This is a genomic window from Sporocytophaga myxococcoides DSM 11118, from assembly GCF_000426725.1.
GTDB lineage: Bacteria > Bacteroidota > Bacteroidia > Cytophagales > Cytophagaceae > Sporocytophaga > Sporocytophaga myxococcoides.
The window spans coordinates 403,109-420,790 of sequence record NZ_AUFX01000006.1; the positions used below are offsets into that span (position 1 = coordinate 403,109).

The 17,682-nt window shown below is 36.2% G+C and carries 15 protein-coding genes; 8 read left to right on the plus strand and 7 right to left on the minus strand.

What is annotated here, in order from left to right; all coding sequences use genetic code 11:
* Window positions 1–68 precede the first annotated feature (68 nt).
* The gene (locus K350_RS0110265) at window positions 69–737 is read left to right on the plus strand and encodes a hypothetical protein (RefSeq protein ID WP_028979839.1); all 669 of its coding nucleotides are present in this window, start codon (window positions 69–71) and stop codon (window positions 735–737) included.
* Window positions 738–773: 36 nt separating this feature from the next.
* Here the strand turns inward: K350_RS0110265 and K350_RS0110270 are convergent, their stop codons facing one another.
* From K350_RS0110270 to K350_RS0110280, 3 genes are read right to left on the minus strand one after another with little or no spacing between them, the layout of a single operon-like run.
* A complete protein-coding gene (locus K350_RS0110270) occupies window positions 774–1,634 on the minus strand; it encodes an alpha/beta fold hydrolase (RefSeq protein ID WP_028979840.1) in 861 nt (286 codons plus the stop codon).
* 47 nt (window positions 1,635–1,681) lie between these two features.
* The gene (locus K350_RS0110275; protein ID WP_028979841.1) at window positions 1,682–2,335 is read right to left on the minus strand and encodes an NAD(P)-dependent oxidoreductase; all 654 of its coding nucleotides are present in this window, start codon (window positions 2,333–2,335) and stop codon (window positions 1,682–1,684) included.
* A 59-nt stretch (window positions 2,336–2,394) separates the two neighbouring features.
* Window positions 2,395–2,802: an Rrf2 family transcriptional regulator gene (locus K350_RS0110280; protein ID WP_028979842.1), complete on the minus strand. Its 408-nt coding sequence runs from the start codon at window positions 2,800–2,802 to the stop codon at window positions 2,395–2,397.
* 281 nt (window positions 2,803–3,083) lie between these two features.
* Here K350_RS0110280 and K350_RS0110285 point away from each other — a divergent pair, with 281 nt between their 5' ends.
* Window positions 3,084–4,085 (plus strand): Lnb N-terminal periplasmic domain-containing protein, encoded by a 1,002-nt coding sequence (locus K350_RS0110285; protein ID WP_028979843.1) that lies wholly within the window; start codon window positions 3,084–3,086, stop codon window positions 4,083–4,085.
* A gap of 215 nt (window positions 4,086–4,300) precedes the next feature.
* Here K350_RS0110285 and K350_RS0110290 read toward each other — a convergent pair whose 3' ends face one another.
* Complete coding sequence (locus tag K350_RS0110290) at window positions 4,301–5,296, minus strand: hypothetical protein (protein WP_028979844.1); 996 nt, start codon at window positions 5,294–5,296, stop codon at window positions 4,301–4,303.
* Between the two features lie 316 nt (window positions 5,297–5,612).
* Between K350_RS0110290 and K350_RS0110295 the strand changes: the two genes are divergently transcribed.
* Together K350_RS0110295 and K350_RS32330 are read left to right on the plus strand one after the other, a co-directional pair.
* Window positions 5,613–6,164: a DUF1287 domain-containing protein gene (locus tag K350_RS0110295; protein WP_211236732.1), complete on the plus strand. Its 552-nt coding sequence runs from the start codon at window positions 5,613–5,615 to the stop codon at window positions 6,162–6,164.
* Between the two features lie 384 nt (window positions 6,165–6,548).
* Window positions 6,549–7,058, plus strand: coding sequence for a hypothetical protein (locus tag K350_RS32330; RefSeq protein ID WP_156026994.1), 510 nt, complete (start codon window positions 6,549–6,551; stop codon window positions 7,056–7,058).
* A 319-nt stretch (window positions 7,059–7,377) separates the two neighbouring features.
* On the opposite strand, the gene K350_RS0110310 is transcribed toward K350_RS32330, so the two are convergent.
* Both K350_RS0110310 and K350_RS31005 read right to left on the minus strand, forming a co-directional pair.
* Window positions 7,378–7,767, minus strand: coding sequence for a hypothetical protein (locus K350_RS0110310; protein WP_028979848.1), 390 nt, complete (start codon window positions 7,765–7,767; stop codon window positions 7,378–7,380).
* 289 nt (window positions 7,768–8,056) lie between these two features.
* Window positions 8,057–10,117 (minus strand): glycosyl hydrolase, encoded by a 2,061-nt coding sequence (locus K350_RS31005; RefSeq protein WP_081670954.1) that lies wholly within the window; start codon window positions 10,115–10,117, stop codon window positions 8,057–8,059.
* A gap of 356 nt (window positions 10,118–10,473) precedes the next feature.
* Between K350_RS31005 and K350_RS0110320 the strand changes: the two genes are divergently transcribed.
* From K350_RS0110320 to K350_RS28230, 4 genes are all read left to right on the plus strand, one after another.
* Window positions 10,474–11,154: a DKNYY domain-containing protein gene (locus K350_RS0110320; RefSeq protein ID WP_028979849.1), complete on the plus strand. Its 681-nt coding sequence runs from the start codon at window positions 10,474–10,476 to the stop codon at window positions 11,152–11,154.
* Window positions 11,155–11,417: 263 nt separating this feature from the next.
* Window positions 11,418–14,081, plus strand: coding sequence for a pectate lyase family protein (locus K350_RS0110325; protein WP_028979850.1), 2,664 nt, complete (start codon window positions 11,418–11,420; stop codon window positions 14,079–14,081).
* Window positions 14,082–14,313: 232 nt separating this feature from the next.
* Complete coding sequence (locus tag K350_RS0110330) at window positions 14,314–14,535, plus strand: YwbE family protein (RefSeq protein ID WP_028979851.1); 222 nt, start codon at window positions 14,314–14,316, stop codon at window positions 14,533–14,535.
* A gap of 200 nt (window positions 14,536–14,735) precedes the next feature.
* Window positions 14,736–16,412, plus strand: coding sequence for a CotH kinase family protein (locus tag K350_RS28230; RefSeq protein ID WP_051313031.1), 1,677 nt, complete (start codon window positions 14,736–14,738; stop codon window positions 16,410–16,412).
* Window positions 16,413–16,600: 188 nt separating this feature from the next.
* On the opposite strand, the gene K350_RS0110345 is transcribed toward K350_RS28230, so the two are convergent.
* The gene (locus K350_RS0110345; protein WP_028979852.1) at window positions 16,601–17,473 is read right to left on the minus strand and encodes a hypothetical protein; all 873 of its coding nucleotides are present in this window, start codon (window positions 17,471–17,473) and stop codon (window positions 16,601–16,603) included.
* Between the last annotated feature and the right edge of the window lie 209 nt (window positions 17,474–17,682).

Here is a 17,682-nt window from a genome sequence, read left to right on the forward strand (position 1 = left end):
TAATACAACCTAAAGGAAATTCACAATAAAAAGTGGAATTAAACTGTTAACTGAATAAATACATTTTTATGAAGTATCTATATACTGTTTTTTGTTTATCATTATTGTCATATCTGGCAGAATCTGTGTATGCGCAGAATAGCATAAGTTTAGGACCCAAGGTCGGATTGGGGTTCAGCATCCCTATGCAGGCAGTCCGGCAAAGTATAAATGGGATGAGCTATAATTTAAGAGGTAATGCGTCCTATTCTTTTGGTTTTATGGGGCAGTACATTCTTGGAGACCGTTTGGGAATAGAAACAGGAACAGTTATTAGTTATCAGCAATACTCACGGATGGATTTAAAGAACTCCATAAAGAGTTTACTCAGCATCGATTCTTCTATTGGAATTATCAATTATCAAATTCCAATTCAGCTATTTTATAAATTCAATCATCCAACTAATCCATATAAACATTTCAAGATTACATCAGGTATGTCTCTTGACATGCTTGAAGCGGAGTTCCTATATCAGCAATACAATCATCTGATTCTTTCAAAATACCTTATAGAGTTTCGGATGGGAAATGAAGGCAAGAGGTTCGGAAGGCTTGAATATGGATTGCAATATCAATGTTCTATCGGAGGAGAACATAACTTTCCAAGATCTACCAAAAATTCTTCAGATGCTCTCAGTATTAAATACAGCCTTATCTCTTTCAATATTTATTATTTCTTTCTCAACAAAGATTTATAAAAGCCCGATGAGTACACCGGGCTTAAAACTATTCATCTATTTCAGATTCTTTAGAAAATCATCAATCAGCACAGAGACTTCTGTATGAAATTCCTCCAAAGCAAAATGTCCGCTATTCAATAAATGTAGTTGGGCATTAGGGAGGTCTTGCTTGTAGGCAACCGCACCGTTGCCTGTAAATAGTGCATCATTTTTTCCCCATGTGATCAAAGTTGGAGGTTGATGATCACGTAAGAATTTTTGCCAGGCCGGATATTGCTTTAAATTATTCTTATAATCATACAACAAATCGAGTTGGATTTCTTTATTGCCAGGACGATCAAGGAAATACTGATCATAGTGCCATGCATCAGGACTAATTTTCTTTATGTCTTCAGCTCCATCTACATATTGCATCCTAGTCCCCTCAAGTGAAAGCATGTTTCTCATAGCTCCTTCAGTTTCCGGATTCCTATTTGCCCAGAAACGTTTGCCATCTTCTGTTGCAGGCCCTAATCCATCGAGATAGGTATTGCCATTTTGAATAAGTAATGCCTGCAACAGTTCTGGTCTGCGAAGGATAATCCGATATCCGACAGGTGCTCCATAGTCTTGCATAAAGAGGCTGAATTTTTTCAATCCAATAGCGTCAACAAACTTCTCAATTGTTACAGAAAGGTTATCAAACGTATATTGATATTCTGTACGAGCTGGCATGTCGCTGTTCCCAAAACCTGGATAATCCGGAGCAATGAGGTAGTAGCGATCAGCAAGATCACGGATCAAATCACGATACATGTGGGATGAAGATGGAAATCCATGGAGCAATAAAATTGCTAGGTGATTTGGGTTACCAGCTTCACGATAAAAAATATTAACACCTTCAATACTGATGGTTTTATAGTTAATCGTATTCATGACTTATCTGATTAATGGTTAATGAATATTTAAAAATCGATCCTGAATTAATAGGCCGCAGTAAATCGCTTTTTGATAAACTTACCTTGTTCCACTTCGTCAAGTATAGCTACACTTAGATCTTCTACAGACAAACGACTCTCATTATTGGCATCGAAGACGGGAGTATCAAGGGCTGTTCTGTATTTCCCTGTGCGTCCATCTGTGATACCTGCATGCATGAGTATTGCAGGACTTAAGAATGTCCAATCAAGCTCCGTTTCTTTTTTCAGGATATTCAAATAATCACGTGCGGCAGTTGCTCCTGTTTTATATTCAGCCGGGAATTGTGGAGTATCAACGAGCTGAACACCTGGAGCGATCTCAAGGCTACCGGCACCACCCACAACAAATAAGCGCTTTACACCAGCCTTTTTTGTCGCGCTCTGAATAGCTTCAGAACCTTTGACAAAATCCTGGTACAAATTGGGATTCTCCCATCCTGCATTATAGGTGCTAACTACAACATCATGCCCCTTCAATACAGAGACCAGGCCATCGATATCAAACACATCCGCCTTTTTTACAGTGACCAGATTGCTTGTTATTTTTATATTTGCGGGATTACGTGCAATAGCTGTTACATTGTAACCACGTGATATCGCTTCATTAAGAACAGCAGTTCCTACAAATCCAGAAGCACCAATTAATGCAATTTTCATAAGTTATGTATTTAAGTTTAAATTGTAACTATTTTTATTACAGTTATGGTAAAAAAAAATCAACTAAAGTTTTTGTGGAAATCAGACAGGGATATATTTCCCAACTTTTTCAACACAGCGCTTTCGGCATCTTCATATAATGCATTGAGCTGTTCGTTAATTTGCTTTCCGATCTTACAATCAGGATTGGGATCATTGACTGATTTTCCTAAAACCGAATTTTGCCCTACAGCCTTATAAATATCAGCAACCATAATCTTTGAAGCTGGTTTAGCGAGAGTAAATCCCCCCGCCTTCCCTTCTTTGCTTTCAACCAAACTGTGCTTCTTCAGATTAGCAATTTCCTTTCTGACCAGCACAGGATTAATGTTTATACTACCAGCAATAAACTCGGACGAAAGCACCTCCCCTTTAAATCTCTCCAGGAGGGTAAGGATATGCATCGATATGGCAAAGCGTCCGTTCATTTCTTTACTGTAACTATTATTATTACAGTAAAGAAAGTATAAAAGTTTTAACCTTCCAAAGAAATATTCACATTTTTAACAATCCAAAACACTGAACCTTGATTTACAACAACTTAAAAGATCAACAAAATCTTGAAAGGAAGCGAACTTCAAACTTCTCCAGGTCTGACTATAACATATCGATAAAAATAACTTCCCTTCATTATACAAGTTATCACTTGGAACATTAAAGATTAATTCCAGAGGTAATAGTAGGTTAAGAACATTGTAGATCGCAGCATATGAAAAACTTGTTAGGAATCTTGGGGTCTATATTAAAATCGGTTCTGATATTTTTCCTTTTGTTATGGGGAACACTGGCAATATACTTCTCAAACCTGCCTGTATTTGCTTTACGCATTGGACTTGCTACCATATTCTTAGCTTTCGGTATTTGGGCCTTGTGGATAAACAGAAATCCAAAATGGATCTTTCTATTCGCAATTGCCTATGCTGGACTGATTGTGTGGTGGATGACAATCAAACCTTCACATAATAGACAATGGCGTCCGGAAGTTGCCGTAATGCCAAGAGCAACAATCAATGGAGATTCCGTTCATATTACAGGATTTAGAAATTTTGAGTATAAGACATATAATGATTTTACAGTCCACTATGAAGATCGCGATTATTTGCTTTCCCATCTGACCTCTGTAGACTTTTTCATCTCATACTGGCACGTGGGCCCTGTGGGGCATACATTTGTAAGTTTTAATTTTGATAATGCATTACCCCTTTGTATTTCAATAGAAACGCGTCCCGAAGTTGGTGAAGGTTTCGCTCCTATAGCTTCCCTCTTCAAACAATTTGAGTTGATCTATCTGGTCGGAGATGAAAGAGACATTGTTGGAGTCCGAACCAACCACAGGCATGAGGAAGTATATCTTTATCCAATAAGAATCGCACCAGAAAATGCACGTAAACTTCTATTGATATATTTATCAAGAATTAATGAGCTCGCTGATCATCCTGAATTCTATCACCTTCTGAGCAATAACTGTACAATTAATATAGTTCGCTATGCGAATAAAGCAGGACGAAAAGGTCGCTTTAATTTATATCACTTTCTCAATGGCTTTATTGATCAGTATCTTTATAGTGCGGGTTTTATTAACACAAAAATGCCCTTTGAAGAACTTCGTAAGTTATCGAAAATCAATGGCGTTGCTCAAGCGGGTGATGCAGAACATTCACCTGACTTCTCAAAACATATCCGTACTAATTTGCCCAAAGTAGAAGAGTAATTTCGGAATATTACTTTATACTTGTTTTATATAATTGAGACTTACACTACACTAATCTCCTATTTAGTTTTAAATTTTCATTCACAACCTTTTTTTTGCATATTAAAAAATTTCAAACATACTTCGACTATAATTATAGCCTGAGCCTACATATTTTTCATTCTTCCTAATTTGTAAAATAAAGTAAATCAGTATTTCTTTATGTGAATATCACTTCAATTCTCATCCATTGGAATAAGAAAATAAGGTCCATCTAAGGGTGTAATTGGAGATGTTCTAATAAATGACCTGTAATTACTAAGGTTACTATTGTAAGATGGTAAAATTCCTTCAATTGGAATTTTAGTATAATGAGGCGAGTTTGTATTTACAATTTCATTAGAAGTTAAAATACGTATTACCTTTTTTTCAATGTACTGCCATTCATCAACGAATATTATAAGTGCCACAATTCGCTTGGTCGTCCTTAAAAACTCATTAATAGCTTTTCCCAGCATATCAGGTAAATCATTTATTCCAAGCCAGCTTCCAGGATAGCCTAAAAATATAACACCAGGTGAATTTTCAGGCAATTGCTTTCGTGCGTCTATTAATGTATTCAGAATAGTCCCTTTGGTCAATCCTGTTTTTTCAAGTTTACTTTTCATTTCGCAATACAGGATTTCACCATTTGCCAAGCAAATTTTGGTATCATAATCTTTTCTCTTTTCTCCCTGCGGCTTTACAAAATAAAAGTTTTGTTTACTCAAACAAAGAAGTTTAGCTCCCTGCAAGACTGCATAGTTAGCCTCTATATCTCCATTACTTATTAGTTTAAAAACCTCTTCAATTCCTTCTATATTTTGCAGATTAAAAAGCATCTCAGCCAAATCTATAACCCTATTTTGGTGTTTAATTTCTTCTTCTTTATTCAGAGGAAATACATAAAGGAAATTATTTTTAACTTTTATTGTTGGAGTTTTCCAAGGTTGATCAAATAAGTTTACTTCAAGTTTACCTAATTTGGGCAGATATTTTAGTTGAACGTTGTTTTCGGACCAATTTGGACCGAAGAAATGTATAAGTGTATACTGGGCCATATAATAAGCAATGCATAAATCAGGTTCCTTAACTGATGGGTCATTTTTAAATGCTTGCAAATTATTTTCCCAAAAATCTAGAAGATCATGTGAAACTTTCTGTAAAGGGAATCTTTTCTCCACCTTATTCATTTTTATATATTTTCTAAATTAAGACCTGTATTATTGAATAAATTATGTTGACCAATCTACAATTGTATATGCTTTTAAAGTGTTTTTTCAAGTGTCGAATAAAAAAGTTGAGACCATTTGAATAAAAGGTAGAAAAAAGAATTGATTTTACCTTAGGAAGTGCTGATGAATTATCTAGTTCCTTCTAATTTGATAATCAACCTTTATCCACCAAAGCCTGGCACTTCATTTGTTTGATCTTTTTGTCGAACATCATATCATTTTTTTTTCAAACGTTCAAACTATGAAGATCCGTTTTTTAATCATCTTTTTTTTCATGATAACTTTGAGTTCAGCATTTGCTCAAACAAACTTTTATGAAAGGTTAGCCGACTCTGCTTTTGTATTAACCAAACAGAAAGTAGTATATGATCCTACGTACTTTGTAATTAATTATCCTAATGGAGATATTCCTAATGGCAAAGGAGTTTGTACGGATGTCGTAATCCGTGCTTACAGAAAGCTTGGCATTGACCTTCAGAAAGAAGTACATGAAGATATGAAAGTCAACTTCAAAATCTACCCTACCAAATGGGGGCTCACAAAACCAGACAAAAACATAGACCACAGAAGAGTACCCAATCTCATGATGTTTTTCTCAAGACATAACAGTACAAAAATTATTTCTCAGAATCCAAAAGATTATCAACCTGGGGATATCGTTTGCTGGAATTTATACGATGCTGTAACGCATATTGGCATTGTGGTTAAAAATAGATCCGCAGATGGTCAGAGATATCTTGTGGTGCATAATATAGGTGCAGGACAGGTTATGGAAGATTGTTTATTCAGCTACAAAATCATAGGACATTATAGATACAAAAAGTAAAGATCACAATTGCGACTTTATTGCTTCATCATTATACTTACTACTAACAAAAAGCCTGGAATTATTTTAAACCCAGTTTTTTTTAATTAGCCTCATAGAAAATAAATAACTACTTTTTTCAAACGCAAATGATTTGCGACCTGGTCTGCTAAGTTTACACTACTAAATAAAAGGACGTTCTCTCGTCATATTCAATCAGTAGTAATTAATAAGTGTCTTAAAAAAATCTATTTCTAGCAGGACTGCGGATTAGCGAAAAAACTTTTGGTCAAAGACGGTGATCAAGATGTAACTTTTGTTAATACTCAATAGTGCTTGCAACGCATTTTCATTTTTAATTAAAATTTGTTCCAGTAAACATTTTTCACTTTTAAACAAAAACATATGTGCGATTTCAACTCAGTTTTAGCATTGCTAACCTCCGGAGGAATAGCAATTGCATTAGCAGCCGGACTCATTGGTACAGCTATTCTAAAAAATTCAGGGCTCTTTGCTGCCGGAAGATCTGTTGCTATAATGTTATCGGCAGCGGTATTTTCAACAATTGCGGCAACATTAATACTTTCGGCAGTAACAGAACTTGACAAGTTTCTTAGCTGTATTCTTATCTCTAATCCTTCAGCAGCAGTTTGCATCAGTGCATATAAGTCTTTAAGATTTGACATGAACACAATATCAACAATTCTTATAGCCCAATCTGTTTCCTGTATTGCAACTACAGCTGGAAGCTATACTCCGAGAGTTGGCGCAATATCTATGGTCGTTACTTCAACAACACTTATTGGTCAGGCAATCTCCCTGGCAGCATTAATAAACCACCTCAATAACTTAAGAGATTGCATATTGAGCATACTAAACATGAATTTATCGCAGCATGGACATTGGCTGTTCTAGGGGGTGTTCCTGGCAACAGTCATATTGTATTGGGAAATTCAACATTAGATTGGGCAACAGGAATTGCACCATTCAATATTTTTAATATTTCAACTTTGAAAAAGTTATATGAAAGCCATACAAAAATAAAGCAGCCCACATTTAGTGGGCCACTTTATTCCAATCCATCTTTAGAATTTCATTTTGTTATCGTAATCATTTGATCACTATATCTTATTCCATCAACAATATAATTATCAACTTCATAAACAAGCTTACTCCTCCAATACATCTATTTACAAACTGGTTAATGAAATGTATTCGATTAACTCAAAACATTCTAGTCCTCAACTTTAAAAATCTCAGACGTATATTTATACTCGTCAAAATTAGAACTAGTCAACTGTATATAAGAGTGTTCTTTTGCCTTGAGTATCCGTACTGTTAAAACAGCATTTTTAGGGAATTTCGGAAATAATCTGACAGAGCCTTTTGCTGGTCTTAATGTATAAACACTGTCACTCTTCCATTTCACAATAAATTCAGCTTCCACTCCTATTTTTTCCATAAACTCAATCTGGCGCGAACCTTTACGAATGATAATATAATCTCCTTCGGTGTCTGACGGAACCCTAAATCTACCATTTCTAAATTTTCTTAAATCCGAAGATTGCCCGAACAGGCTTAAGGAAAACAAGAAGAATGCGGAAATAAAAAGTAACTGTTTCATTAAATGAATTCTGATTTAGCCATACAATTTAATGAAATTTAAACTGGGATTCTGCATTTAAAAAAAATTCAGTGTTAATCAGTCCATTCGAAGTTAAAACCAGGTAATTGATTATGATGATTAACAGGATTTTTCAATGGCCATTGCTTAATTCTGATAAAGAAAATACAAGTGCAAATTTTCAATGCCGACCAAAAACACCCACAACATACAGACAACTAACGCATTGAAGCATAAAAAAGGCTGTCGCAAAAAGCAACAGCCTTTTTACCAAATTCATTATTAAACCTTATTTTTTAATAACCTTAAATGTTTTAACCTCATTTACAACAACGAAATATATGCCTGGTCTTTGCTCTGAAAAAGGCATTACTAAATTATCTCTGTTGCCCTCAAATTTTCCGATCAGATCTCCCATTGCATTATACACTGTAACCGAGCTTACTCCATCTGCCGCTTTTATGGTTAACTGATCTTCAATCAAAGTAGGATATACTTCAAATGCAGCATCTGTATTTATACTGCCATCCACACTTGTAACAGTGCATATGTCTTTGAGCGCTGGCATCTCATCCAGAGTGAGAACATAATCGTGACCAAAGTTTTTCTTCCACAAATCCCAGTTAGTATATTTTTCCAAATTTCCACTAGCAAACTCACCATACCATGGCATATACCATGACCAGGCCGCTTCGTCTCTAACCAGCAGATCGGCATCAGAACTAGTCCCAACTTCAGTCAATGCCAATATCTTCTTACCCTGGTATCTTTCATTCAAAGAATTAAACTTTAAAATCTGAGAACCATGATCGCCATCGACACCATAGATATCAACACCAACCACATCTACATAAGCATCTCCAGGATACCATTGCTCATCATTACCATTATTTGTCCACACCCAGATAAGATTTCTCAGGCCATTTACATTTACCATTCTGTCATACATGAGCCTCCAAAGCTTCTGCAGATCTGCACCTGACTTAGCTCCCCACCAGAACCATCCACCGGCAGCTTCATGCAATGGCCTCCACAATACTGGAATTTTATTATCCTGAAATTCTTTTAGCCGAACAGATATTGCATCTATATCGCTCACCATTGCCTTATATTCAGCAGAGGATGGATCATTTACTTTTGAAACATCAAAATTAGTTACTTCGTTTGCAGGTTTTTTCCCATCTGGCACATAAAAACCTTCTGTCTTTTTAAGCGGATCTCTCCAGTGCCAGGTCATCGCTACGATTCCATTTTTTGCAGTCCATGTTTTTGCATCTTTAAGGTTCAGCTGCTCATCATACCAGCCATATCCCCTGTTGTTATGCATAAAATCAAGACCCATAAGTCCAGGCTCCTTTCCGGTTTGAGTCTTTAATTTATTTGTTTCATCAAAACTTGCAAGGGTCATAACACCGGAAATGATTTTCTTTCCATAGTTCTGAAGCAGGTAATTGTAAAGGCATGCTGCTTCATCAGTAGGATTTGGAGTTGACAAAGTTTGTGTCAGATTAAATCTGGCACCAACGACTTCTTCAAGTTCAATATAGTCAACATTTACCCAACCCCAGCTCTTGCTGATCTCAATCACGTGCGTACCTGCAGTAAGCTTCTGATTGGAAACCACTTTAAGCTTTACGTATCCTGCCTCTGTGGTGCTGAAATCAACAGAAAGCGCGTTGGAAGTCCCCGGATTTAAAGTTAAGATATTTGTCTTATTGCCATTTGGAGATGCTACCATTAAGTAAATATTGTAATTCGCAGCTTTAGAGATAACAGCATCAATTTTAAAGCCGCTGTCTTTAGTTGATACAGCCTTGCCCCCTGAACAGGTAGCACAAGAGATCACTTCTGCCCCATTTGCCAAAGGAGTAAGAGTACCATCCTCAGCTTCAAGCTTTGCAGAAAATGCTGCTTGAACTTCCTCTAATTCTATGTAATCTACATTTACCCAACCCCAGCTTTTAATAAAAGAAAATGTGTGTGTGCCAGCTGTAAGCTTAAGGTTACTCATTATCTTCACTCTTAAATAGGCAGGATTTGCTGCAAGCTCAAGCGAAGCCGTAAGATCATCAAGCTTTACTGTATTGACTTTTTGGCCATATGCAGCACTAACTTTAATATAGACATTGTACTTCGCTTCTTTTGTTACATTAATAGGAAGAGTAAAACCTGTCTCGCGAGTAGACACGACCTTTCCATTTGAGCAACTGTCACAAGCCATGATATAAGCAGGCGAAGCAACTGATACGTCCAAGGTGGCATTTTCAGCTTCAAACTTCTGACTGTATGCCTGTCCTGCAAAAAACAGGACTGAAAACACAATTAAAGATCTTGTAAATTTTAAAATCATATTTTATCTGTTGTTTTTAATTGAAGTTCTTTTATTCTATTAAATATTTTATAAGCCGATCAAATTTCTGTTTTAAAAGTAAACAACTAACATCCAGCATCTTACACACCAGCACTTTTAATCAAAACCCAAGAATATATACTTCTACTTATTAATGGTATGGACAAAAGGTCATTAAGTAAACATTCAAATCAGGGGAAATATGAAATTTTTCATGAAGCCCATAAAAACTCTTGGTTATAACAGAGTTAAAATTCATTCAAAGCAAAAAAGAATTGACACTTCTACTGATACATTTAAATTATTTAAGAAATTGCCTATGAGAATTTTAAAAATAGAAGTAGCCTCTTTTAACTATGAAACTAAAATTGCTTACCCAGATTTTCTTTTTGATTATTCTGACTTCTGCGTGCTCACAAAAAAAAACAAAAGAAGACTATGCAAATGTGGAGACCATCAGGCCAGCTTCTAAAGGCTGGTTTAAGTTAAACAACAATAAAAAAATAAAAAGATATTTCAGAAGAGGTAGTGAAGTATACTGTGGAGATGTTGAATATAATGATCACCCCATGAAAGGCGCAGATACAGCATCATTTGAAGTATATCTGGGCACTGAATATGCTCGTGATAAAAATAAAGTTTACTACCCAATACAGATTAATTGCCAAGAAGGAAGGGATTATGGAGTTTGTTATTGCACCGATTACATAGTTAAAAATGCTGATCCCGGGACATTTAATTACCTGGGGAATGAATTTGGCTCTGATAAAAATTTCGCATTTTACAGTGGTATTATTATAAAACATAGCGATGGTCAATCATTCAGGATTTTTAATGAATCAGAATATCTTCCATTTGCTGTAGACAAAAACAATGTATACGTTCGTGAGCAAATTTTCGAAAAAGCTGACCCGAAAACTTTTCATTATGATTATGCAAATCCTCTGAATGATACAATTACTCAAAACTTTATATTTAAAGACAAAAATCATATCTGGAAATTTAATCCTCCAAATCAAATAATAGAGTTAAAGTAATTTTAGATACTATTCACATTAATCTCCTTTATTTTAATAGGCATTTAATATTTTTATCAGTGCATTAACTTTTCACTACATCCTCCAATTCTGCATCCTACCGAGATCTAAAAAATTGAATTTCAAAACCCTAAATATCTTAAACAGGATATCTTACAATTTTTTAAAATAAAAATTCAAAAATCGTTACCTCCGAAATATTCAATGGTATTAGCAATACAATTGAACACATCTTTAAACGAAAACAACTAATACAATATAACATGAGAAGAAGTATACGATTACTCTTAGCCTCAATTGTTTTATTCACTTCAACTATTGCTTATTCGCAGGACCAGTGCAAAGTAGTGGGATGGGCAACACAAAACGGAAGTGTGACGGGAGGAGGTTCAGCGACACCAAAAGTTGTAAGTACTTATGCTGATTTAAAATCTGCATTAACTACGGCATCTGTAAAAGTGGTACATGTACAAGGTACTATTACATTTCCTACAGCAGGCCGGATCAATATTCAGGACCAAAGCGGCAAAACCATCATCGGTTTACCAGGTTCCAAAATAGTCTCTGTCGACATGACAGCAAGCGGATCCGGAATTTTTTACATTAAGAGATGTACAAATTTTATCATGCGTAACCTGACATTTGAAGGTCCGGGTGCTTATGATACAGACGGGAATGATAACCTTACACTTGAAAATTGTCAAAATTTCTGGGTAGACCATTGCGATTTCAGAGATGGTATGGATGGCAATTTCGATATAAAAACAGCGTCAGATTATATTACTGCTACATGGTGTAAATTCAGTTATCTAAAACCTCCAAAAGCTGGCGGATCCGGAGGATCTAACGACCACAGATATACAAACCTAATAGGAAGTTCTGATGGAGCTACCGGGGATGATGGAAAGCTTAGAATTACATTTCAATATTGCTGGTGGGGTCAAGGATGCGTAGAAAGAATGCCTCGAGTGCGATTTGGGAAAATACATCTTGCAAACAACCTTTTCAATAGCACAGTTTCAAACAGCTGCATCAGAGCAGGATATAAAGCCGATCTATTAATTGAAAGTAATGTTTTCATTGGGGTCAACAAGCCTATAGACCTTTATGAAAATGACTTTACAGCAGTTACTGCCAGAAACAATATCTTCACAAACACTTCCGGTAATACTGTAGGTAAAAACACTTCTTTTACTCCTCCATATTCTCTAACAATAGCTAATGCAAGTAACGTTCAAAGCCTTGTCACCAATACAACATGTGGAGCTGGCGCAACACTTGACGGGCCAACACAATGTGGCTGTGATACTCCTGTAAATAAAGCTCCAACTGCAACATTGAGTTCTTCTACATCATCTACATGTGTGGGGACTAAAATAACGCTCAGCGCCACTGCCACTGACACAGATGGAAATATCTCCAAAGTTGATTTTTATGATGGCTCAACCTTACTAGGCTCTGACAATTCATCTCCATATTTATATGAGTACGCTCCAACTGCTGCTGGTACCCTATCGCTTAAAGCAGTAGCAACCGACAACGACAATGCTACAGGTGAGTCATCTGTTATAAGCATAACTGTGTCTGCCTTGCCCACTGCTACCATATCTTCAGCTTCCAGCAGTTTTTGTGAAGGAGAATCACTTGTTCTGACTTCCAGTTCAGGTTCTTCGTACATATGGAAGAATGGAACTAATCAAGTAGGAACAGCATCAACATATAGTGCTAAAACTGCTGGAACTTATACTGTTGAAGTGACGAACTCCAGCGGTTGCAAAGCAACATCAGCAGCAAAAGAAATAACTGTAAATGCTTTACCTTCTGCTACTATCACAGCGCCTGCAAGCAGTTTCTGCGAAGGTGAATCGATAGTGCTTACAGCTAGTTCAGGTTCTTCCTACAAATGGTTAAATGGAACTACACAGGTAGGCACCTCTTCTACTTATACAGCGAAAACTGCCGGTGCATATACCGTTGAGATTACAAACTCTAATGGCTGTAAAGCAACTTCTTCTGTAAAACAAATAGGAGTAAATGCTTTACCTTCTGCGACAATCACAGCGCCTGCAAGCAGTTTCTGCCAAGGTGAGTCTTTAGTACTTACAGCTAGTTCCGGATCTTCTTATAAATGGTTGAACGGCACTGCACAAGTTGGAACAGCTTCCACATATACAGCTAACACTTCTGGTGCTTACACTGTTGAAGTTACAAATGCCAATGGATGTAAATCAACTTCCGAGGTAAAACAAATTTCTATAATTTCATTACCAATAGCACGTATTACTGCGCCTGCAAACAATTTCTGTTCAGGCGGATCCATAATACTGACGGCAAGTGTTGGTGGAACGACCTACAACTGGTATAAAGGCAGCAGTAAGGTTGGAGAAAATCCTCTATATGAAGCAAAATCTGCTGGTGCTTATAGCGTGGAAATAACCGATGCTAATGGATGCAAAGCGACATCCGGGATTACTCAAATTGAGGAAATCACATCAACTATATGGTATCAGGATACCGACAATGATGGCCAGGGAGATCCGAGAATAACCATTGATGCATGCACTCAACCTACAGGTTACGTTGCTTCTGCTGGCGACGAATGCCCAAATGATCCTAACAAAATAGCTCCGGGAAACTGTGGCTGCAATAAATCTGAAACAGAATGCGTTACATCAACTGTAGGAGTTATTAAGTCAGAGATCACTGTATCACCACTTCCATTTGACAACTTCACTTCTATTAGCCTTGAAAATAAAGGCACAATAGAATCAGTGACAATCATATCGGCATCTGGAGCAATTGCAGGAAAAATTACAGGCATTCACTCCAATGAAATTTTGATAGGTGAAAGCCTTGCTCCTGGCTTCTATTCAGTGATTGTACAAACCGAAACAGAAATCATTGCAACAAAAATCATCAAGAAATAAGTTATATCTTCTTATTGATTAGGTTCAGAAAAGGAAATAAATGAAACAGGCTGCTTTTAGGCAGCCTGTTTCATTTTATATAATTAATATTTTATTCATTTTTTTTGAACCTTTGTGAAATATTTATCAAAATTGCGATTTGCGGAAATTAATATTTAATTGAAAATATCAGAATTATATAATCTATCAATCTGCAAATCTTATTTCTTTTAGTAACAGCTTTAGTCAATTTATGCAAAACCAATACCGCAAGAACATCAAACCCGGAATGGAAGTAGAGATCGTTCTAAAAAAAGATCAGGCCACCGGAAAACTCACGAATGGAATCGTTAAGGCCATTCTTACCAGCTCTCTTCACCACTCAAGAGGCATAAAAGTTAAACTTGATGACGGACAAGTAGGAAGGGTACAAAAAATTCTTACAGATGAAATAGGAAACCCTTTGGAAGACTGATAATCTATAACCATACTAAATCGCTACAACGCTTCTGACTTTTAAACCATTTCAATTAAAAATTAATACCCGAAAGCCTCCGATATAACCATGTGTTAAATAATTGTTAAGCAATTTTAAGGAATTAGGCAACGTGAAGGGACATTTATAAAGTCTTCAGGTCACATGCATAATCAAATCTTAATCTTAACAAAAAACATATGAAGTATTTTTTCCTTCATCTTCTATTACTCACCAGTGCACTCTGTTTTGCACAGGTAAATTTTACTTCTTCAAATCTTCCTATCGTTGTACTGGAGACAAACGGGCAAACAATTGCGGATGACCCGAAAATTACAGCGACTATTAAGATCATTTACAATGGCCCAGGAAAGCGCAATCAAGTCACGGATACCCAAATTAACTATAAGGGATCTATTGGAATAGAACTTAGGGGGAACAGCTCTCAAAGTTTTGATCAAAAACAATATGGTTTTGAGACCCGTGATGCCGCTGGCAATAACTTAGACACCTCATTACTAGGAATGCCGAAAGAAAAAGACTGGGTCCTATACGCACCATGGAACGATATATCTATGATTCGTAATGTTCTGGGCTATCACCTGTGGAACAAAATGGATCATTGGGGGCCCAGAACACGCATGGTCGAAGTTTTATTAAATGGAAATTACCAGGGAGTATATGTATTAACAGAAAGCATTAAACGTGGAGACAACAGAGTACAAACTGCTTCTTTAAAAGCTAAAGACATTTCAGGAATTGATCTCACCGGGGGATATATCATGAAGATTGATGCCAAAAACAGTGATGAAGATAAAAGTTTTAATTCGACGGTTCCAGGAATTGTCTCAGGCAGCGGTGGGTTCGGAGGTACGCCCTCCACTACTGTTACATGGCTTTACCATTACCCCGAACCAAAAAATATTCAGCCTGCACAGGAAGAATATATCCGAAAATACATTGACACAGTAGAAACACTTATTCAATCCCCGAATTTTAATGACCCTGTAAATGGGTATGAAAAGTATATCAGCTTGCAATCCTTCCTGGATTACCTTATTCATACAGAAGTGAGTTTGAATTCAGATGGACTGAAGAGAAGTGCATTCTTCTACAAAGAGAAAATGGACAAGGATGGGTCCAAAGGAAAACTAAAAGCAGGACCAGTCTGGGATCTCAATCTTGCATACGGGAACTGTAATTTCTGCAAGGGGAATCAGGTAACGGCTTGGGTACATAAAGGGTGTGAAACACTTCCCGTTCCTGCTATGTGGGGTCGATTGCTGCAAGATCCAAAATTTGCCAATGAATTAAAATGTCGTTATCTGGAGCTACGTCAAGGTATTTTAAGCGACGCTTATATACATTCCTTTATCAACGCTTATGCTGACACTCTTAAAGAAGCACAGGCCCGCCATTTCAGCAAATGGACTAAATTACTACAAACTAGTTCTGGCGGTGGTGGCGGATTTCCCGGCTTCCCCGGCGGAGATCTGTGGTTTAGTGCATACCGTGTATCTTCATATGCAGCAGAAATAGATACTTTAAAGAAATGGTTTACTGCAAGATTAAAATTTCTGGATAATAATTTACCGGGAACCTGCGTCATTACTTCAACCGCACAGAAAGCTCAGTTTAATAATCTTCAGGTTTTACCTAACCCGGCTGATGACATGTTAATAATTGAAGCGGAAGAAAGAATTAATACAGTCCAGTTATTTTCATCTATCGGGCAATTGATAATTGATAAACCTATAACTGGAAATGAAAGGCGCTTAACTTTACCGGAAATTGAAAGCTGTTCTCCTGGAATTTATAGTCTGATTATCTATGGGGATGATGGAAAAATCGGGAGACAGTTAATTATGGTTAAATAGTTATAATAATGATTGGCTAAAGATCGAAAATAAAAGAAGGTCAAAATCAAAAGAGAATCTTATATCTCAAAAGGCTGAATTCTCAATAGATTCAGCCCTTTTGATTTTGAGAAGCTGAGCTCTATAAATATTCAACAAACTTCGCCAATTTATTCTTCCGGTTGAAATCATCACCTTTAACAAGAATATTAAAATAACCTGATTACTCCCACTAATGATATCACCGGAAGATTCATTTTAATTTCCCCTTTGAAATTTTTCTGATGAATGTCTTTAATAAAAACGTTCATATAATCCATCCTAAGTCCTACGCCAACATTCTTTGTAAGGTGATATTCTATGTAGGGTTTAAAAGTAAAATAGGTATAAGCATATTTATTAAAAGGAGATGCAGAAAGCTTAACAGCTGCACGATAAAAAATTTTCTTTGTCAGATAACCATATACATCCAATCCAACGATAGGATTTGCAAACCATAATGATCTTTCTATAGAAATATTTTTTACTTCATCATTAAGATGGAAAAATGCATGTGCCCCGGCTAAGCCAAATAATGCGCCTAGATTATATTTTTTATTTTTACTCAGGGGCTGGATGTAAGAGAGATTGCCTGCAAAAAAATTGAATCGCATATAAATCTCCGTGCCACTCTCAAGGAAATAATTCCCAAACTGAATATCCCTTTCTAAAGTTGAAGATTTTCTGCTCATGATAAAGTAAACATCGGAAGTAAAACGATAAGAGTTTTTGAGAGCAATCATCACATTGATTTTGGGAACAAAAAAATTACTAGAATGAAGAAAATCTTTTTGAACGTGCATAGAATGATCTGCATTCGGATTATCAGCAAATCGAATGCTGGTTGATGGTAATGCCAATGCACAACCCACATGAAATGTTAAAAATGGAAGTTTCGATTTTGTGCTATCACTTTTACTCTTAAAAAAGGAGTGTGAATGTTGAATATTTTTATCAGGGGAATATGCGGCAAGGTCTATTGAAAATTGAACACAGAGAATCAGAATGAAAATTTTGATATATATTCTATTTCTGTGGTTCATTTTATTTTCTCAACTAAAATATATGGGGATTAAATTTAATTAAAACTTATTGGATACCAAACACCATTGATCTGGCATTAATCCAGATTCAGACAACTTAAAAGTAATCGATTTGAGCTTTAGAGTCATCAAATACCGATAGTCCTTAGCTTGGACCCAGGCGGTATAAATCCTCTAATAATTTTCATTTTTTCATGAAAAATTATTTA